The 20,383-nt window shown below is 54.2% G+C and carries 16 protein-coding genes; 2 read left to right on the top strand and 14 right to left on the bottom strand.

Annotated features, from left to right (window positions below; genetic code table 11):
- Window positions 1-36: 36 nt before the first annotated feature.
- Together MHH82_RS04300 and MHH82_RS04295 are read right to left on the bottom strand one after the other, a co-directional pair.
- Window positions 37-1,302: an ABC transporter permease gene (locus tag MHH82_RS04300; protein ID WP_340963623.1), complete on the bottom strand. Its 1,266-nt coding sequence runs from the start codon at window positions 1,300-1,302 to the stop codon at window positions 37-39.
- A gap of 14 nt (window positions 1,303-1,316) precedes the next feature.
- Complete coding sequence (locus MHH82_RS04295) at window positions 1,317-2,048, bottom strand: ABC transporter ATP-binding protein (RefSeq protein WP_012819006.1); 732 nt, start codon at window positions 2,046-2,048, stop codon at window positions 1,317-1,319.
- A gap of 304 nt (window positions 2,049-2,352) precedes the next feature.
- On the opposite strand from MHH82_RS04295, the gene MHH82_RS04290 reads away from it, so the two are divergent.
- Entirely contained in the window at window positions 2,353-2,823 is a 471-nt protein-coding gene (locus MHH82_RS04290) for a MarR family winged helix-turn-helix transcriptional regulator (protein ID WP_012819005.1), read from the top strand.
- Window positions 2,824-2,897: 74 nt separating this feature from the next.
- On the opposite strand, the gene MHH82_RS04285 is transcribed toward MHH82_RS04290, so the two are convergent.
- The 12 genes from MHH82_RS04285 to MHH82_RS04230 form a co-directional block, all read right to left on the bottom strand.
- Window positions 2,898-3,917, bottom strand: a complete 1,020-nt coding sequence (locus MHH82_RS04285) for a glycoside hydrolase family 53 protein (RefSeq protein ID WP_445661989.1) — start codon at window positions 3,915-3,917, stop codon at window positions 2,898-2,900.
- 321 nt (window positions 3,918-4,238) lie between these two features.
- A complete protein-coding gene (locus tag MHH82_RS04280; RefSeq protein WP_340963619.1) occupies window positions 4,239-6,311 on the bottom strand; it encodes a beta-galactosidase in 2,073 nt (690 codons plus the stop codon).
- Between the two features lie 40 nt (window positions 6,312-6,351).
- Window positions 6,352-7,230 (bottom strand): carbohydrate ABC transporter permease, encoded by an 879-nt coding sequence (locus tag MHH82_RS04275; protein ID WP_340963616.1) that lies wholly within the window; start codon window positions 7,228-7,230, stop codon window positions 6,352-6,354.
- Window positions 7,231-7,251: 21 nt separating this feature from the next.
- Window positions 7,252-8,142 (bottom strand): ABC transporter permease, encoded by an 891-nt coding sequence (locus tag MHH82_RS04270; RefSeq protein ID WP_036664449.1) that lies wholly within the window; start codon window positions 8,140-8,142, stop codon window positions 7,252-7,254.
- A gap of 173 nt (window positions 8,143-8,315) precedes the next feature.
- Entirely contained in the window at window positions 8,316-10,001 is a 1,686-nt protein-coding gene (locus MHH82_RS04265; protein WP_340963613.1) for a sugar ABC transporter, read from the bottom strand.
- Between the two features lie 97 nt (window positions 10,002-10,098).
- On the bottom strand, window positions 10,099-11,736 hold the full coding sequence (locus MHH82_RS04260; protein WP_340963612.1) for a response regulator: 1,638 nt from the start codon (window positions 11,734-11,736) through the stop codon (window positions 10,099-10,101).
- Window positions 11,717-13,507 (bottom strand): sensor histidine kinase, encoded by a 1,791-nt coding sequence (locus tag MHH82_RS04255; RefSeq protein WP_012818999.1) that lies wholly within the window; start codon window positions 13,505-13,507, stop codon window positions 11,717-11,719. Before MHH82_RS04255 ends, MHH82_RS04260 begins: the two co-directional genes overlap by 20 nt.
- Window positions 13,508-13,763: 256 nt before the next feature.
- The gene (locus MHH82_RS04250) at window positions 13,764-15,278 is read right to left on the bottom strand and encodes an MDR family MFS transporter (RefSeq protein ID WP_012818998.1); all 1,515 of its coding nucleotides are present in this window, start codon (window positions 15,276-15,278) and stop codon (window positions 13,764-13,766) included.
- 152 nt (window positions 15,279-15,430) lie between these two features.
- Window positions 15,431-17,053, bottom strand: a complete 1,623-nt coding sequence (locus tag MHH82_RS04245) for an ABC transporter ATP-binding protein (RefSeq protein WP_340963606.1) — start codon at window positions 17,051-17,053, stop codon at window positions 15,431-15,433.
- Window positions 17,054-17,057: 4 nt separating this feature from the next.
- Entirely contained in the window at window positions 17,058-17,645 is a 588-nt protein-coding gene (locus MHH82_RS04240; protein WP_036664463.1) for an ECF transporter S component, read from the bottom strand.
- A 125-nt stretch (window positions 17,646-17,770) separates the two neighbouring features.
- Window positions 17,771-18,529: an energy-coupling factor transporter transmembrane component T family protein gene (locus MHH82_RS04235; RefSeq protein WP_036664464.1), complete on the bottom strand. Its 759-nt coding sequence runs from the start codon at window positions 18,527-18,529 to the stop codon at window positions 17,771-17,773.
- Window positions 18,530-18,548: 19 nt separating this feature from the next.
- Window positions 18,549-19,112, bottom strand: a complete 564-nt coding sequence (locus MHH82_RS04230) for a GNAT family N-acetyltransferase (RefSeq protein ID WP_036664465.1) — start codon at window positions 19,110-19,112, stop codon at window positions 18,549-18,551.
- Window positions 19,113-19,278: 166 nt separating this feature from the next.
- On the opposite strand from MHH82_RS04230, the gene MHH82_RS04225 reads away from it, so the two are divergent.
- Window positions 19,279-20,349 (top strand): alpha/beta hydrolase, encoded by a 1,071-nt coding sequence (locus tag MHH82_RS04225; protein ID WP_145040848.1) that lies wholly within the window; start codon window positions 19,279-19,281, stop codon window positions 20,347-20,349.
- Window positions 20,350-20,383 lie beyond the last annotated feature (34 nt).

Raw genomic sequence — 20,383 nt, 5'->3', positions numbered from 1 at the left:
ATGCCCTGTAGATGGGAGCATTCCGGCGCGCTTTGATTATTCCTGAGGTTGGCGTTTCTCCTCCTTGTATACCGGCCAAGACATGAGCGATGGCGCGACCATGAGAGCAAGCACGGTCAATGCAAGCACGGCGAGCCATCCCATTACGCCCTGAAAAAGCGTTAACCCTGCCACGAGCGAATAAAGAAATGCGGGAACGGCGAGCAAAGCTCGTACCGCAACAATGCCGGCGGCTCGATGTTGCTGATTCGTAAACGGAAGCACATGCATGAATTCGGCTTTGGCAAACAACGCCCATCTTGTGTTCAGCCAATACGACATCATCAAGACAAGGGCAACATAAACGATGATTTTGATGATCAGCGGCGGGAGCCAGATGGCCGGGATGCCGACCAGCGTAATCTGAACGTACAATAACAGGCTCTCAGGTTGGCGCAAAATCGCTTTAAGCCCCGCATCGGCTAGCCTTTTCTCCGCCGTGCCTTTAAACAATCGGCCGGACTTCCGCATAAACCAGGTTTTGCTTCGTATGCTGGGCGGTTTCCCGACGGCTTGAACCAGCAGCTTCTCCGTCAGCTGCACCCGAGTCTTTGCATCTTCGCGCGCATCGGCCAGGAAGGTCCCCTGCATGGCCAGACGTTTTCGGCTGAGAAAAAAAAGCAGTATGAGCAGAAGCAAAACCGCCGCCCATATCACAACATAGGACTGAAGCCAAAACGTAACAAGCAGCGTCAGCAGTCCGAATGATAGCCAGCGTACAACATACGTCATCAGATGCTTCCGCCAGCCTTTATAACGGGAACGAATCATGGCCGTCCATAGATTGGCGCACCAGGCGCAAACGACTGTAACTGCCAGCAATGTCATCAGGGCAGTTCCGGTAATTTCATGTTCCCTGACGAGAATCGGCAGCGCTAGCACCGAGATGATCAATCCCTTGATCGTTGAAACCGCATGACTGTACGCCATGCCTCCGATCATTAATCCCTTCATCCATTCCCGCTGCTGGCGAAGATACAACGTGTCGGCCTCTTCAAAGAATAGCAGCACTCTGCCGGAAAACATGAAGAGCAGGATCCCTACCACCGCTTGCAGCGGCAGGAATTGTACCCATCCGGGAAGCGGGCTCGTCCATAACTCGCGGTATAACCCGCCTCCCAAGAGAAGGCCGGGGACAATAATGTAGAGCATCACGACCCAGTCGACCACGGTCGCCAGATTGTCGCGCTGATTCTTCCAATGAGCGGTCACCCTTCGCCATAAAAGGGAGCCCGGATGTCTGAAGTGATGTGATCGTTCCATATCCATCATCCCCCTCATGTCAGCGCATCGAAGCAGTCAAACAACGATGCGCCGGGAAGTTCAGCGGACTGCCGGATTTGGTCCAGCGTGCCCTCCGAGGCAATCCGCCCTCCGGATATGAGCACAAATCGATCGCAAATTTTCTCCGCGGTGTCCAGCACATGGGTAGACATCAATACACCTGCGCCACGGCGCCTCTCCTCGAGCAGCAAATTCAGGAAGTCGCGGGTTGCCCGGGGATCCAAACCGATAAACGGCTCGTCTACGATATAAACGTCGGGTTTGGAGAGAAAGCCGATCATCAGCATCATCTTCTGCTTCATTCCTTTGGAGAAGCCTCCCGGCAGTTCATGGCGTACCGACTCCATGCCGAACTGCCGAAGCAGCTGGGCGGCCTGCTCCTCAAAATGCTGATCGTCCATTCCAAAAGCAGCGGCTGCCAGATCCAAATGCTCCCACAGCGTCAAGTCCTCGTAAAACACGGGCTGCTCGGGAACGTAAGCATATCGCGGAGGACTGCCCGCAATATAGACGTCGGCCTTGCTATCTTTAAGAAGCCCCAGCACCGTCTTAATGGTCGTGCTTTTCCCCGCTCCGTTCGGTCCGATCAAACCCAGAAGCTCGCCGGGCACCACTTGAAACGATATATCCCGTATGCGCGGGCGGCTTGGTTCGTATCCTGCCTCCTGAATATCCACCTTCAGCACCGGTTCAGGCCCAAGTCCATTCTCTTGAATCTTATGCATCCTAACACCCCATCCGTTGTCTCTATTCCCAGTATTACGCATCAGGGCAAGGATTAGTTGCATTTAGCGAAACATTCTTGCATTATATCGTAGTCGTTTCAGGGACCCTTCCCATTTGAATTTCATTATAGGATCGGCGCACGGAGGGCGTATCGGGCTGGAGGCATCGTGGCTGCCGGAGCCGGAGGATGGAAAATGTTTCGTCCGCATTGTGACAAATCACATGTTGCATTTGTACATTTCAGCGTAATCTTAGATTTGAAGTAATTCAGGACATGAGTCCATACCAAAGGCGGGAGAATGTATGAAGGTGTCACATGAACGCGATACACAGCTTGCGATGCACCTGTATCGGGTGTTTGCCAAGTCATTCAAGAGCGTCAACGAACATGTCGTGAATGGCAGTAAAATCGAAGGCTTTAATCCAACCTCTTTTGCCGTAATGGAAGTACTGTTCTATAAAGGCCGACAGCCCATCCAGCAGATCGGGGCACAGCTGCTCCTGCAGAGCGGAAACGTCACTTACGTGGTCGATAAGCTGGTTGAAAAAGGCTACGTGCGCCGCAGACCCTGCCCCGAGGACAGACGAGTGATCTATGCCGAGCTGACTCCGTCCGGAGAGCAATTGATGCAGAAGCTGTACCCACTGCATGAACAACACATCCAGCATGCCTTGGGAGGATTGGACGAGGAAGAGAAGCGCCAGTTGATCGGACTGCTGGGCAAAATGGGAAAACATGCGGAACAGGTGCAGATCGTGCGCCAGCAGGGCTGAAAAAACACAGAGAAGAACCCTTCCTCCTTCTCGGAAACAGGGTTCTTCTTGCTCAATATACCGGTTAGAAACGCTCAGTCTTTAAAGCCTTCCAAGGCAATGGTCGGCTTCCCGTCCGCCTGCCAGGCTCCCTTGTTGTATCCCGCATTGTATCCCGGCGTAGCTTCAGGCTCCCAGTAGAACACGCCCAGTCCGGTACCTCCCGCTAAGCCTCTCACCTTGGTCTTGATGCTCTGGATAAAGCTCTTGGCTGCCGCCGGCTGATTGTAATCCATGCCGATTTCGCTGATCATGATGCTTTTTCCATATCTGGCGGTCATGTCTTTGGCATTGGCTATCGTCTGATCGACCTTCGATGACCAATCGCCCGCTTCCGGGTACAGCGACATGCCGATAATATCGAAGTTCGCGCCGTTGCTGATCAAGCCGCCAATATTCCACTTGAACAATTCATTGTCGTAGCCATTCGATAAATGAACGATCGTCTTGGCCTGGCCGCTGACGGACTTCACCGCGTTATGCCCCGTATTGACGAGCCATGCGTAATTCTTCATGTTCGCTGAGGCCTTGCCGTCCTCCCACAGCATTCCGTTGTTGGTTTCGTTGCCGACCTGTACCCAATCCGGAGTCACGCCTTTGTTCTTCATGGTGTTCATCACATAGACGGTATGGGAATAGACCGCATCCATCAGCTGCTGAAAAGTAAAATTACGCCAAGCATAGGGCTTGTTCTGCTGTCCCGGATCCGCCCAGGAATCGCTGTAATGCAGCGTAAGCATAATGCTCATGCCTTTATTCTTGGCACGCTGGGCCAGCTCGGCGGCTTTTTCCGCATTCAGATAACCGTTCATGTAATCATTCATGTTGGGATTGACCCAGACACGGATCCTTGCCGAATTGATCTGGTAATCGTTCTTCAGAATGTCCAGAATATCGCGCTGAACCCCTGTCTTGTCCTTCCACTTATACCCTTGAGCTTCCATACCGGGAACCCAGCTGATGTCCGCACCTTTTGCAAAGGCAGGCGCCGCCTCGGCGGCGCCGTTACCCGAAAAGCCAAACGTTAACGCAAGCATCGACACGCAAAGAAACATTCTGAACCAAACTCCTTTCGCGACTCCAGTCATTACGATACCTCCTTGGTTTTTCGTTCACTGCGCAAGTGACACCCCTATTGTAGGCGTTTTCTAAATGGGGCCACAGGGCATAATGCCAACATTTCCGGTCCTTTTCCAAGCAAAATGAACCCGGGCGCAAGGGCCCGAAATGTCAGATCCGGTGCGGAAAGGACGATCACATGGAATAGGCAAATGAGCGGCGCGGTGCATGATGAAGGGACAGGCATCGCACGAAGGCACCTGTCCCTGGAAGAGGCATGTTTTGAAACGAATCGGAACATGGAAGGCTGAGCCGGCTTACGCACTCGCCCCTTTTTTGATCACCTTCACTCCGTAAGGCGCCAACTCTAGCTCTGCCCCTAGGGCTTCGCACGAGATAAAATCACGGTAATCGGCTCCGTCCAGCGTGACCCGCTTCGCTTCGCCAGAGAAGTTCATCACAAAAATGTAATCTGACTCTCCATCCGTACGAATGGATGAGCTTACGCCCGAAGGCAGCTCCACCGGCAGCGCCCGGCGGACGCCTGTCTGTTCAACGAGCTTCCTGTAAAAATCGGAATGAAAAGGCTCCTTGTTCCGGGAGGCGATATAATAGGCCCGGCCCTTCCCAAGCTGATTGACCGTCAATGCTGGCCGTCCCGCATAGAAATCGGACCGGTAAACGGCCAGCGCCTCCGCCGTCTCCAGATGAATGAGGTCGCACAGCTCAACGGCTTCATAGGCCTCGGCCAAGCCAAGCCCCCCTCCGTCATTCGTTACGATCCCATTGACATCGTGATCATGGAGAGCATCGATTTCCTCCGACCATATGCCGAGCGTCTTACGAAGGGGACCCGGAAATCCGCCAAGGAAGCAAAGGTCAAACTCGTCGACGATTCCCGACCAATACGTCGCAACAAATGTGCCGCCCGCTTCCACAAATTGTTGAATCCGTTCGCCCACGCCTGGGCGCACCATGTACAGCATGGGGGCGACCACCAGTTTATATCCGGAGAAATCCTGCTCCATATCGATGACATCCATCGGGACTCCCTGCTTCCATAAAGCCCGGTAATGCTCTTGCACGGTCTCCTCATACTTGACTCCCTTATTCCGCGGACCTTGCGCATCGTTGATGGCCCAGCGGTTCTCCCAGTCAAAAATGACGGCCGCTTCCGCCGGAATGCCCGTTCCTACAACGGCATCCATCTTGTTGAGATAGTCCCCGACCTCAGCCACGTCGCCGAACACCCGCGTGTGTTCATGACCGACATGATCGACGACGGCGCCGTGCAGCTTCTCGCTCGATCCCCTGCTCTTGCGCCATTGAAAATATTGCACCGTATCCGAACCATGGGCAACGGCTTGCATGGAAGACAGCAAATGCATACCCGGGCGCTTCAACTTGCTCACCGGCTGCCAGTTCGTCAAACTTGGGGTGCTCTCCATCAGCATCCACGGCTGCCCGCCTTTGATCGAGCGGACGATATCATGCATCATGGCAACGCGGGATGCCTGCGCGGCCTCATCCCCGCCCTGATCATGCCAGGTCGGATAGCTGTCCCAGGATACCACGTCCAGCAAATCGGCAAACTTCCAGTAATTCAGTCCTTCAAAATATTCCATCAGGTTGGTCGTCACCGGAAGGGATGGATTGACCCTGCGGAGGGGTTCCGTTTCGTGCCGGATGAAATCCGCCGTCTGATCGGTTACGAACCGTCTCCAATCCAGGTTCATTCCATGTACCTGCGTCTCCCCGTGCGGCGACGGAGATTCAACCTGGCTCCAATTCGTAATCGTATGGCTCCAGAATGCGGTCCACCAGGCATGGTTGAGGTCATCCAGCGTGGCGTACTTCGCCTGCAGCCAAGACCGGAATGCGTCCTGACAGTAGTCGCAGTGGCAATCGCCGCCAAACTCATTCGAGATATGCCAGCCGATCACGGCTGGATGGTTGCCGTACCGCTCCGCAAGCTTCCTGTTGATCGTATGGACCTTCTCCCGATAGACCGGCGAAGTATAACAGTGATTATGACGGAAGCCGTGCAGGTTACGAACGCGCCTCTCGCTTACGCGCAGCACCTCGGGATACTTCTCCGACATCCAGGCCGGTCTTGCGCCGCTTGGCGTAGCCAGAAAAGCATAAATTCCATTGTCGGCAAAGCGGTCCAATACGCCGTCAAGCCAATCAAACGTGAATACCCCTTCCTCGGGCTCCAATGAAACCCATGAAAATATGCCGACGGACATCACGTTGCAATTCGCCAGCTTCATCAGCCGGATATCCTCTTCGAGCACTTCGGGATAACGGAGCCATTGCTCCGGATTATAATCGGCGCCATGCAGCATGTGCGGAACGCTCGAGCTAATCGGATTAAACGTTCGTTTCATAGTAGGTTAAACCTCCTGTTTCCTGATAGGATCGCATCTCTTATTCTTTGACAGAACCCAGCGTCATCCCTTTAACGAAAAAACGCTGCAAAAAAGGATAAACCAGCAGGATGGGCGCCGCGCCGATAAAGATCTGTGCGGCATTCACCGTCGTCTGGGACAACAGCTCCATCTCCTTCGGGCTCATGCTCATCGAGCTCATGTCCCGCTGGATAATGACCGTCTGCAGGAAGGTCGCCAGCGGGAAATCCTTGGCATTGTTCAGATACAGCAGCCCGTCAAACCACGAGTTCCAGTGGAACACCATGCTGAACAGCGCAATCGTGGCAATCGAGGGCAGCGAGATCGGCAAATAAATCTTAAACAGCGTTTTGAAATGGCCGGCTCCATCGATGAAAGCCGCTTCCTCCAGTTCTTTCGGAATTCCCCTGAAGAAGTTCAGCATCAGGATCACCAAAAAGGTGTTCACGGTGCCGGGGATCACCAGCACCCAGAAGGAGTTGATCAGGCCCAGCTTCTGAATCACGATATAGAACGGCACCAGGCCTCCATTGAACACCATGCTGAACACAAACAGCCAGGAATAAACACTGCGGCTGCGGAAGACGCGGTTCTCTTTGGACAGCGGATATGCGGCCAGAAACGTCACGGCAAGCGTCAAAGCCGTTCCCAGTACGGTACGTGCAATCGAGATCCAGATCGAGTGTAGAAATGCCGGGTTATTGATCGTTTTTTTGTAAGCTTCCAGCGAAAAATCGACCGGCCATAATCCCACCAGACTGGCGTCGGCAGCGGCTTTGGAGCTGAACGAAATCGCCAGCACATGAAGCAGCGGAATGATGCAGAGAATGGCCAGCGAGACAAGCAAGCAGGTATTAAACACGTTAAATATGCGGTATTCCATCGTTTTATGGTACATGGCTCTCCCTCTTTCGCTCTGCTAGAATATACGGTAGCCCGCCCACTTGTAGGCCAGCCGATAGGATACGAGAATAAGGACCATGCTGATCACGGATTTGAACAAGCCGATGGCCGTTCCGAACCCCATCTCGCCATTCAGGATCGCTGTTCGGTATACAAAGGTATCGATGATATCGCCTTTCTCGTATACCAGCGGATTGTACAGGTTGAAGATTTGGTCAAACCCGGCATTCAGGATGTTGCCGAGCGCCAAGGTCCCGACAACGATCGTGATGGGAATCATGGAAGGGATCGTGATATGAAGCGTTTGTTTCAGGCGTCCCGCTCCATCGATTTCCGCGGCTTCGTACAGGGTCGGGCTAACGCCGGCCAGCGCAGCCAGGAATACAATCGTATTGTAGCCAAACTCCTTCCATACGTCGGATACGATCACCGTGAACCGGAACCAGTTATTGTCTCCGAGAAAAAAGATCGGATCGATGCCGACAGCGGCCAGAATTCGATTAACAAAGCCGTCGACGGCGAGCATTTCGATCAAAATTCCGCCCAGGATGACCCAGGACAAAAAGTGGGGCAAATACACCATCGTTTGGATGCTCCGCTGAAGCGCCGTTTTTCGGATTTCATTCAGCAGAATGGCAAACACGAACGGAATCAGCAGATTGAACACGATTTTCATCACCGCGATGACAAAGGTGTTCCATATGACCTGCATGCTGTCCTGCCTTTCAAACAAGTATCGGAAATTGTCCAAGCCCACCCATGCGGAGCCGCCAACGCCCTCCCACGGCTTATAGTCCTGAAAAGCCATAATGATGCCGCCCATCGGCAAATAACTGAACAAGAACAGACAGATAAGGGCCGGCAGCAGCATGACGTGGAAAGGCCACGTTTTTTTCATCCTCTTCATCCAAGATCCTCCCGTTAAATCAATCTACCTCTTGATTATAGGACCCGTCCCACGGGGCGCAGTAGCCCACAAAACCAATATTCATGGCACGATAGCAATCATTTTGCAGCGTCTTACATGGAACAAAAAGGACGGCCCTAAGCAGGCCGCCCTTCATTACTCGGTAACCACAACTACTTCACGCTTTGATACCATTCGTTAACCTCTTTGGTGATCTGTTCCCCGCCTCCGGCTTTCCACGTTTCCACAAACGTATCAAAAGATTCAACGGGCTGTTTGCCGTAAATGATCTCGTTCAGGGTTTGGTTCTCGATCTTCAGGAGATAATCCCACTTCGATTTCATAGTGGCGGTTACCGGTCCCGTAAACATGTTCTTCTTGGAGATCTCCTCTTGGGAGAGCAGCACTTCCGCAGCGGCAGGCGTATCCTTGCCATAGTTGACCGCCACGTCCTTTTCGAGGCGGCTCTCCGGCTTCCCGCCTTTCGCCAGCTTCAGCAGCGCTTTCATCTGCTCGTCCGGAATGCGGGCACCGTCGCGGACCAGCAAGTAACGGACGACATTCACGTAACCGCCTTGGATCTGATCGTTGGGCACCATTTCGCCATTGGCATCGAGCTCGAAGTCGTAGCCCTCGAACAGCCCGTTGGCAAATTCGCCGCCTTCCTTGGATACAGCAAAGTTATCGAACAAGTAGTTTTGATACGTGAAGAAGGCCTCAGGATGCTCCATATCTTTATGGATCAGGGTAACGCCGTTCGTATACTGCGTTCCATGGCGCATCGCAATGCCGTCAGGGCCAGCCGGAATCTGGACAGGCTTCCAGACGGCTTCCGGCGCATTCTTCACGGTATCGATCAGCGGCCAGCCGCTCATCCAGTAAGGCCCCGGAATGATGCCGGCCGTTCCGGCTACAGCCGGCTCCGCCGTTTTGTTCTCATCCCACAGTGCGGCTTCCTTCGGAATGTATCCTTTATTCATCCACTCGTTCAGCTTCACCAAGCCCTGCTTCATGCCCGCATGGACCGAGCCGTATACCAGGCTTCCGTCCTCAGCCACGTTCCACTGCTGCGGCAGCGTTCCGTAAGCGCCGAATATCCATGACGGATCGCCCATCCAGGTGCTCATGGACGTTTTGAAGCCGATGCTCAGCGGCGTGACTTTATCCGGAACAAGACCGGACGGGTTCTGATTCTTGAAAGCATCCATGACCTGCTCAAGCTCATCCATCGTATTCGGTGCGCTCATCCCCAGCTTGTCCAGCCAATCCTGCCGGATCCATAATACATAGTCGTGATTATAGGCAAAATCCAGAACCGGAAGCCCCATTCGCTTACCGTCCCGGCTGTACTGATTCCACACGTTGGGATCCAGATTCATCGCGTTCTTCCACGTTTCCGATGCGTACTGGTCAAACAGCGTGCCGACCTCGGCAAACATGCCGGAATCGATCAAATCCTGGGCCAGCTGCTGATTTTCGGTGCCGAGCGTGACGATATCCGGCATTTCCTGTCCGGATGACATGGCCAGCCGCAGTTTGGTTGCAAAAGCGCCGTTGGTATCCGTAATGGACCACAACGATTTGATGTTGATGCCAAACTTCTCCTTGGCCCACTTCGTAGCCACATTGTTCTCGATCGTTTCCCCATTCTTGAATTGAAGCGTCGGATCGACGCCCCACACCGTCGTAATCGTAACTTCCGGATCGTATTTCTCTTTGTAGACGTTTTCAGTTTTGGATTCGGCCGGCTGCTGCGCCGCTTCCGGTTTCGGCTCGCCGCCGGAGCATCCGGCCAAGGATCCGGCCAGGAGCAAGGACGCGGCCAGGATCGGGAACCATTTCTTTCTTCTAGCGGTCATCGTTAAATCCCCCTTCTACCACCTTATGGATTACATGTTTAATTATAGAGGGGCCGGCAGCCGCATCCTATGTCACGAATCGAAGATTTCTGCACCTTTAGCAACATCCTTGGTCTCTGTATTCGTTCGGGGTCATTCCGTAGTGCTTCCGGAACATCTTGCTGAAATACTGCGGATTCTGGTATCCGAGCTCAGCGGTAATTTCATAAATCTTCTTGTTCGTATGCTTCAGCAGATATAACGCCCGCTCCATTCGCTTGCGGATGATATAATCGCCGAGTCCCTCTCCGGTTTCGCTCTTATAAATCTTGGATAAATATACCGGATGCAGAAATACCCGGTCCGCAATCGTCTTGACGGACAGGTCGTGACCCGAATCGGCAGTCACCATCTCCTGGACCTGCTTGATGATATGGCTCTTGCTCGTTGTCTCCTGTTCGGACGAGATATCATGAAGTTTATTCAGCATATCAAGCGACCAGGAGCGCAGCTTGGCAGCCGACTGAACCACCTGCTGAATATATAAGGGGTCCCAGCCGGCCTGGTCCAGCTGATGAATGTAATGCCCCTGCTTGTGAGCAAGGTACATGAAGGCATTCGCAACCGATAAAAATATTTCATACAACGCCGTCTGCCCGATGAATGCGGTTTCAACTTCTGCAAAGACTTGTTCTATTTTGTCGCGGGCGGCATCCCACTGCCTTGTTTCCAGCAGATGCAGCAGGCTGGGCGGCTTTGCAAACGCCTGGGTAACGTCCCATACAGGCTCATGCAGCCGGTCATCGTGGTCTTCGGCGAATCGGATAACTTCATGACCTCCGTTTCCCCAGAGGTAAAGCGAGCTTAATCCCGACCGGTAAACGGATCCCAGTTCCCCCGGAAAATCAAAGGAGGCTGACACGAAAACCGAAATGCTTCCCTTCAAATAGCTGCCCACATCCTGTTGAAACTGGGTTATATACCGTTTCAATTCGCGGGAATCCGCGAATGTTTCCATATCTCCAGCGTTCGGCACTCTCTTGGGCTGAGCCAATAGAATCAAACAATGATGCGGCGTTTTACAGGACCACACATGGAGCAGCTCGGCAAATACCTCCTCAGCAATGTTGCCGATGGCATATTCCATCAGGCCCACCGAATAGTCGTCCATCCCCGTAAACCTCTGCCCAAGCTGGATCAGCAGCATGATCGTCCGCTGATCTGTTCGGAGCGGAATTTCATATTCATGAAGCTTGTGATCAAGCGAATGTCGCGGCATCTCGCGTCCCAGCAAGAGATCATGCATGAGGCTGTTTCGCAGAATGCCGAGATCCGATTTGCGGCTGTACATGAGCTGATGGAAATGCCCAAGCTCCTTCCGCTCCTCCTGGATCGACGCCAAGGCGGAGCTCACGCTTCGCATGAATTCACCATCGTCCACCGGCTTCAAAATGTAATCGGATGCCTGCAGCCGAATCGCCTGCTTGGCATATTCAAAATCCGAATAACCCGTAAGTAAAATGCAGCGGATATGCGTCCAACGCTCGGTTATGGTCTCCATCAGCTCCAGGCCGGTCATCACCGGCATCCGAACATCCGTAACCACCACATCGATGTCCTGCTCCTCCAGCAGGTCGATCGCCTCCAGGGCGGAAGAAGCCTGATACACTTCTTCAATATCCAGCTCACGCCATGGTATCGTCTGATATAAACTTTCCGTAACATAACTCTCGTCATCAACCAATAAGATATTCATCGACTCTTTGCCCCCTGCCCTGACTTTGATTGCTCCTTCCCAAGCGTTCCGGCAATGGCCAGTAGAGCACAGCCCGTACGCCGCCTTGCGGAGATGCCGCAAACCGCAGGCCGGCTTCTTCGCCATAACGCAGCCGCATGCGCTGGTGAACATTCCAGACGCCGCAGCCCATCTCCTGATCCATCGGCCTGTTCAGCCGGGCCTCCAGCTCGGCCAGCTTCTCCCCGTTCATGCCGATTCCGTTATCATCCACTTGAATGCAGGCCAGACCGTTCACAATCCGGAAGGTTACCCTGATTTCACCGTCGCCCGAATGAGGTTCAATGCCATGCAGCACGGCATTCTCCACCAAGGGCTGAATGACCAGCGGCGGGATCTCCATGCCTTCCGCTTCCTCCGTCAAAACAAGATGATATTGGAGACGCCTCATCCGCATCTGCTGGATTTCCAGATAATGCGTAACGAACTCCACTTCGTCCGACAAGGGAACCAGTTCCCTTTCCTGACGCGTGGTGTAGCGGAAATACCGGGATAAGCTGTGCGACATCGCCACTACGGCTTCGTATTTCCGAAGCTTCGCCATGCTGGTAATAAACGAGAAGCAATTGTAGAAGAAATGGGGATTGATCTGGGACTGCAGCTGCTTCAGCTTCGCTTCCCTGACATGGATCTTCTCCATGTATACATGCTCGAACAGCTCCTGAATCTGCTCCACCATCGAGTTGAATCTCGTGGCCAGAAAACTGAACTCGTTACGGCCCGCTACCTTCATCCTCACCCCGTAATCCCCGGCTTGGAGCCTTCGGAACACATAAACCAGCTGCTTGATCGGAACCTGAACCTGGGAGTACAGCAGATATGCGGCGAGGCAGCTCATCAGGAGCAATGCTGCGATCGAAATATAAAAGAGCCTGTTCGACGTATGGATCGGCTTCATAATGTCCGATAGCGGAATATAGTCTATCAAATACCATCCGGTCGTTTCCGATAATACGATGCTGACCGAATAGGTTTTGCCGCCCACTTCCTTCACGCGGTTCTCCACGTCTTCGAGCGGCTCCCGATCCAGCTCCGCCATCATATGGTTAATCAGTTCCTGGTCTGCGGTACGGTTGTAGATCACGCCCGAATCCGGTTTATAGTAGAACGGATCGCTCCTTCCGTCGCTCTTAAAGCGGTCCAGCATATCCTGGATATTGGTGCTGTCGAATTCAACCTTGATCACGGTATTCGACTTGCCCGTACGATGCTGGGTGGAATACGGTGCTACCGAATACCAGACAAACAGGAAACGCCGGTCGCTCCCCTCGTAATAAGGAGTGACCTGCCACCCCGGCTTCACGTCCTCCGCAAGCTCCTCGGGCGAATAAAACCCGGCATCGCTTTCGGTGACCACCCGCCCGAGGGATGGGGAATAAATGGCCAGATGGCTCCGCCAGTTCGAAGAGCTCTCCTGTATGCTCAGCTTCGTCTGAATTTGCTTCACCAGATTAATCGCGTCCAGGTTTAGATACTTATCCTGCAAATAGATATCCCGAAAGCTTGAGATGTCCGGGTCATGCAGGAGCAAATTCGGCCATGATGCCAAAATATCGATATTGGTATTCACCTGATTCTGAAAAAAAACAAGCTGGTTCGTATTCGATTGGCTGAGCTCCTTGCTGAGCACGTTCGTCGTGGTTTGGTTCGAATAGAAATAGAGGCCGACAATCGGAATCAACATCAGAAAAATGAACAGGACGATTTTTCGGAACAGATTAAATTTGGACATACATCGGCAGCCCCTTGGTTTATGTAGTGTGAGAAGTCATTTATAGCGAAATATGTTTATTATATCGGAGTTCGCCCTGTGCCGTGTAGGGCATAAAAGCAAGATTTCGGGCACTTTCGAAGGGATTGTTACGACATGGACGTTTGCGCAGCCCACAAAGAGCGCATCCAACAAAAAAACAGGATCACGGCCTCAAAGAGACCGGGGTCCTGTTACATTTTTATTATGAAATATATGCCTTACATGCGTCCATCGATCAATGGCCTGACGGTTGTTCCTCTCCCGCCTCCGGTTCAGGGGGCGCATTGCGGAAGGCGGCCACGATCAACATACAGATCACCGCCATCACGGCCATCACCACGAACAGGGAATTAAGGCTTCCCTCCAGTATTCCGCTCAACAGGCTGCCTGACCCTTCCGGCAGTTCGGCCATTCCATGCGGGGAGAGCAATTTGTTAATGTCGTCGCTCGTAATGCCGGCCGCATCCGGCTCAGCGGCAAGCCTGCCCGCGATTCCCGCATTGACCCATAATCCGAACACCGCTACGCCAACGGTCTGACCGAACGTCCGGATGAAGGAGTTCAGCGCCGTGGAAGCTCCGCGAACCTCATAGCCGACCGAGGATTGCGCAATGATCTGAAACAAGGTGGAGATATAACCGAAGCCGACGCCATAAATGAACGTAAAGACCAGCAGCACGCCCAGCGCCGTATCCTTATGCATGAACGCCAATCCCACCGCTCCGATGATTAGGAGCACAACGCCGATCAGCGCCGTTTTCCGGGAGCCGGATTTAACGATCAGGCGACCGCTGATGATCGAGCCGATCAGCCATCCGATCGACATCGGGGCCAGCGTCAGACCCGACAAGGTGGCGTTGCCGCCACGAACGCCTTGAATCCACAGCGGCAAATACGTGGTCAACCCGATGATAAGCGCACTTACCAGAATATTGGCTATCGTCGATACTGTAATATCCCGGATCTTGAACAGATGGAGCGGCAGCATCGGCTCCTTCACCCTGTTCTCCACCACCAGGAACGCAGCGAGCAGCACCACGGAACCGATCATCAGACCGAGCATGAACGGAGAATTCCAGGAATAGCTCTCTCCGCCGCCGACCGCGAGCGCAAACAGCAGCGCGGTCATTCCCACGGTAAACAGGGCCGCCCCCCCGTAATCGATCGATACTTCGCGGGCGTTGCGCTCCTCTTTGAAATAACGGAAAATCAGCCATATCGATAACAGCCCGAACGGAACATTAAAAACAAAGATCCAGTGCCAGGACAAGTAATCCACGAAATACCCGCCAAGCAGCGGTCCGATCAGCGAGGAAATTCCCCAAACGGAGCTGATCATCCCTTGAATCTTCCCTCGTTCCTCCAGATTGTAAATGTCTCCGACAATCGTGAAGGTCACCGGTATAACCGCGCCGGCTCCGATCCCTTGGATTGCCCTGAAAATGATCAGCTGCGTCATGTTCTGCGACAGGCCGCACAGCAATGAGCCTACGAGAAAGATCAGCGAGCCGTATAAAAATACGGGCTTGCGTCCATATAAATCGCTTATTTTACCGAAGATCGGCGTCGTTACGGCCATCGTCAGCAGATAGGCCGTAAAAATCCAGCTCATCAGGCTTACGCTGCCGAAGCTGCTGATAATGGCCGGACCCGCCGGGCCGACAACCGTTCCTTCGATTGCAGCCATAAAAGTGGATAACAGAATACCGACCAGGATATAACTGCGTTTGTCTTGTCTTAATACACCCACGTTCCTTCGTCCCCTTTACTCTAGACGGCCCCGGCATGACTCCTGTCCCTGCCGATCCTATTAGGACAAACACGGGGCCAACAGCATAAAAGCGTCTCCCGATACCAGGAGCGCTTTCACATCATGTAACATTTCTATTATAAAGGTTACCGCTAAGGTTGCACAGACATTTTCCCGCTCCGCAGATGAATAAAGGAAGTGGCATGTTGCTTCATGAGTTCAGGATCGTGCGTGATCATCAGGATGGCCGAGCCTTCCCCGATGACATAACGGCACAGCTCGGTTACTTTATCGATGGCGGCATAGTCCATTCCCGAGGTCGGCTCGTCCAGGATATACAGCGGTCTTTCCAGCATCAATTGGCTGATGATGCTTAAGAGACGCTTCTCGCCCTGACTAAGCAAATAAGGAGACATTTGAAGACGATCCGTAAGTCCGGCCATCTCTAACAGAAACCTCGCCCGCTGCTGCTGGCCGGCCGTCAGCTCCGGGCGCTTCTTCACGGACATCCCGCCATGGAGGCTGTAGATCAGCTCCTCCCAAACATTCGGGGCCGTAAACATATATTCCGGCTGCTGGAACACGTAGCCGATCAACTCGGCCCTGCGGTAAACGGCCATTCCCTTCGTATCTTCCCCTTGCCAGCGAATGCTGCCTGCCGGAGACGGCAGCAGGCCCATGATCAGGCGGCTGAGCGTCGTTTTGCCCGACCCGTTCTCGCCGGTCAGCAGCACCCAGTCGCCGGGATCAATCTTCGCATCGATATCGCGCAGCGCCTCCCGGCCGCCGGGATACGCAAACGTCAGCGAATCGATCCGGAGCAGCGGGGAGACGGCAGACAGCCTGGCGCCTTCTGCATGGGATCTCCCCGCAGGTACGGAACCTGCAGGAACTGGCTTGCCCGCATGGGATACCGCCGCACGCGCGGAACCTGCGGGGACCGGCAATTTCGCATGGCGCGCTGCCGGATGCGGGGGAGTTGCTGCCGGGACAGGCTTGTCCCCGGCGGCACTCGCTGCCTCGCCTGCGGGCCGAGGCAGCAAGCCCAGCTGCACCAGCTGCTCCCCGCAGCGGTGCAGCAGCTCCTCCGGCGGCCCGTCCTGCACGACGGTGCCGCCGTCCAGGACGATGACGCGCCCAGCGGCGCGCGCGACATCGTCAAAGCGGCCGGACGCGGTGATCAGCGTCCGGCCCTCCGCCTGCAGCTTATGGCACAGCTGCAGGAAGTTCGCCTGCGCCGCGGCATCCAGGCTGGCGCAGGCGTCGTCGAAGACGAAGAGCCGCGGGCGCAGCGCCAGCACCGCGGCCAAGGCCGTGCGCTGCCGCTGTCCGCCGGACAGGCTGCGCACCGGATCGGTCCGGCGGTGAAGCAGCCCGACCGCCGCAAGGGACTGCACCACCCGCTCCTCGATTTCCGCGGGCGGAACCCGCATATTTTCAGGACCGAAGGCCGCTTCGTCCTCGACGATCCCCTGAACGAGCTGGGCATCCGGATCCTGAAACAGCACCCCGACCGCATCCGCTACGTCGGCTATCGGCGCCGCTGCAGGATCCATGCCGTCCAGCAGCACTTCCCCCGTTCTTGCGCCTCCGCCGCTCCGCGGAAGAAGGCCGCATAACAGCTGGCACAGCGTCGACTTCCCGCTGCCGCTGGCACCAAGAATCGCGACCCAATCGTTCTCCGCTATGTCCAGATTCATATCGTGGATAACCGGACGTTCCTCTCCGTCATAGAGAAATCCCAGTCCCCGGCATGTCACCCTTGTTCCCGACATCGGGCTATCCCTTAACGGCGACGGCGAACCGGCGAAGCAGGCCCGTCTTCACTAACGCCTCGCCTAAAACCTTGGTTAACAGGCCGCAGAGGAGAACGCCGCTCAGAATACGCACCACCAGCGCAATGCCAAGCACTTCGACCGGCCAGGACGTATACCCGAACATGTTGGCCGCGAACAGGAACCAGAGCGGTACCATCGCCCCGCCAACCAGCATGAGAGCGCCGGCGCTCCATTTTTTGTATCGGTAGATCGCGAAAATCGTCTCCGCCACGATCATGTAGCAGCCTGCGGCCACAAAACACGAAGCAATGCCGTATACCGTACCGGTCAGAGCCTGAATCGTGCCGCCGATCGCAAACGTGACAACCGCCGTTCCCGGTTTACGAATGATGTAGTAAGCCAAGAGTCCATAAACCATGTAGATTCCCGTCGTCGTCGAAGTGGCGATGGGTCCGCCCAGACTGTTCAACAGCTTGTTAACCGGCCCTATGTATACGGTGAGAACGGCATTAACGGCAGCAAGCATTGCCATCAGGATAATCTCCTGCGTCGTAAAAGCAAACCATTTTTTCTGTGATGATGAATTCAAAGGTAGTCCTCCTTCATACCAGCCGCCGTCGGCGGCTGTGCTAGCGTACGTCAACGCTTCTTTTCATATTTTGCACACTTCGGCTCTTAACGTCAACCCATTTTTCGTTCTTTAAGGTTAACAATTTAGGCAATCCACCACACGAAAACCGTTGCCAGTACATACATAACTGCCGATGCGACCGCCCATGAAGGAATGTTAACCTCCGTGCGATAGGTTCGGTCCGGGTATGCGCCAAATCCTTTGGATTCCATTGCGCCCGCCGTTTGCTGAACACGACGCAGCGCATTAAGCAGGACAGCCGAAACAAACTTCAATCCGTAGCCGATGCGACTTCCGAGTCCCTTGGGCGGTCGATGGCCCCTTACCTGCTGGGCAGCCAGAATATGGGCACCCTCCTCCTCCAACAGCGGAATGAAGGTCAGCGCAGCGGATACGCCAAACGCAAACCGGTAAGGAATTCGAAGACGTCGGGTCAGCTCGGCAACCAGTTCTCTCGGATCCGTCGTCAAGATATACGCCATCGAGGTCAAAAACAACGTAAACATCCGGAGCGACATGGCACCCGCGGCGTTCAGAGCCTCAACCGTCAGGGTGATGGGTCCCCACTGCAGCCATACGGTGTCCCCTTGGACCGTCAAGCTGGTCAGAATGAAGTAGGGTATCGCAACGATTGCAATGAGCCGGATCCCTCCCAGCAGACGCTTGCAAGACACCTGGCCGGCGAATCGGGCTTGGCCGATGCATAACAGGAGAAACAACGCCTGCTGCCAGGCTTGGTCGAGCAGCATGGCGATTACCGCTGTACAGAACAGGATCACCAGCTTGCTTAAAGGATCATATCGATGAAGAAGCGTGCCGCCCTTCTCATATTGAATCAGCATATTCCACCAACTGCCTCTCTTATAGCGTGTTCCATTCTCTTCTCAATCGCGAAAAAACGACGGCATCGACATAACCGCCGGACGTAAGGCGATAATCGCGAAGCACTCCTTCGCGCATATAACCGTTCTTCGCAAACCATCGGCATGCACGCTCATTTCTTGAATCGACGAAAGCCTCGATTCTATTTAGTCCCATGGACGCGTACCCGAAAGCCGCAACCAGTTCGGCCGCCTCGGTCATATAGCCCTTCCCCCAATAACCGCTTGCCAGCTCACACCCAAACTCGCCCTTGAACGCGCCTTCCAGCTGCCATATATTAAATCCGCAGCTGCCGATCAATTGGCCTGTTTCGGTGATCTCGATGCCCCAGCGAATGGCTTCGTCCTGCTCGGCAAGCCGTTGCAGCCACTCAATCAGTGCCTTTGCGTCCTCGGCTGAATCCATGACGGGCATATCCAGAAAGGCGGTTACGGCGGGATCGGACCAACAGCCCAGCATCGCTTCCGCATCCTCCCTCTCCATCCTTCGCAGCCGGATCCGCCGCCCTTTCATTTCCGGAACGATTCCTTCGCATCTGTACATGGTATTCCACCCCCTCGCAAAAAAACTGACTTGCATCGGCTGTTTCCGGTGATACTATGTGCGTGTATAAAAGAGTATAGCGAAAATCAATCCGTATCCTGGTCCCCCATCAACATCTTAGAGCTGGATGTATATATATTGATGGATTCGGGAGGCTTCCGTCAATATGCTTGTCACGGCTCCCTTGTACAGTGCGGAAGAAGGAGGAAGTCATCTGAGTATGTATATCGCGATTGTCTTGCTGTTCACCGTCGTTGTCATTGCCGCTGCCATTACGCAAATCGGATATCTGCAGATTACGCGGATGCGCGTAAAGAATGACCTCAAGCTGTTCACGGTGCTGGAAAAAGCCGGACTGTACAGCAGAGAGAAATATGAATCGCTTCAAAAGAACGAAGTGGCGATCAAGAGCTTTGACGGGTTGAAGCTGTGCGGCGCAGCCATTCTAAACAATCCCGGCTCCAAGCACTGGATGCTTCTTGCCCACGGCTATACCGGTTCGCGAGCCGTATCCACCCAATTCATTGATTTGTTTACGGAAGAGGGGTACAACGTGCTCCTGATCGATCAGCGCCGGCATGGACGAAGCGAAGGACGCTATACCACCTACGGTTATTATGAGAAACACGACGTGCAGGCGTGGGTGCGCTGGATTACCCGCAAATACGGCGAGGATGTGGCAATCGGGCTTCATGGACAATCGCTGGGAGGCGGAACCGTGCTGGAGTATTTATCCATTGCCGATCCGCAGGTCAAGCTTGTCATCGCGGATTGCCCGTATTCCGATTTGACGGATTTAATGCGGCATCAGCTTACGCGCATCAACAAAATCCCCTCCGTGCCGTTCCTGTCCTGGGTGAACGCCAGAATTCGGCGTAAAGCCGGGTTCAGCCTCGATCAGGTCAGCCCGATCCGTGCTGTTCGGAACAGCACGCTTCCGGTTATGTTCATCCATGGCACCAAGGATAATTACGTGCCTACCCGAATGAGCATCGAGATGTACGAAGCCAAACCGGACCCGAAACAACTTCTTCTTATCGAAGGCGCTATCCATGCGAATGCTTATCATGTGGATCCCGAGCAATATCGGGAAGGCGTGCACTCTTTCCTTCGTGAACATATAGATCAACCCGTCCAGGCACCGCTGCCGGCAGCTGCCCGCGCAGCGCAGCCGGAAGCAGCGCCAGCCCAAAATACCTTCCAACTGGAGCTGGACGGATCCCTTGAGACAGTATAGGACGGCGGCTCAAAAAGCCCCCGCACTGCACGCT

The sequence above is a fragment of the Bacillus sp. FSL K6-6540 genome, assembly GCF_038007545.1.
This window is presented reverse-complemented; position numbering and strand designations above follow the sequence as displayed.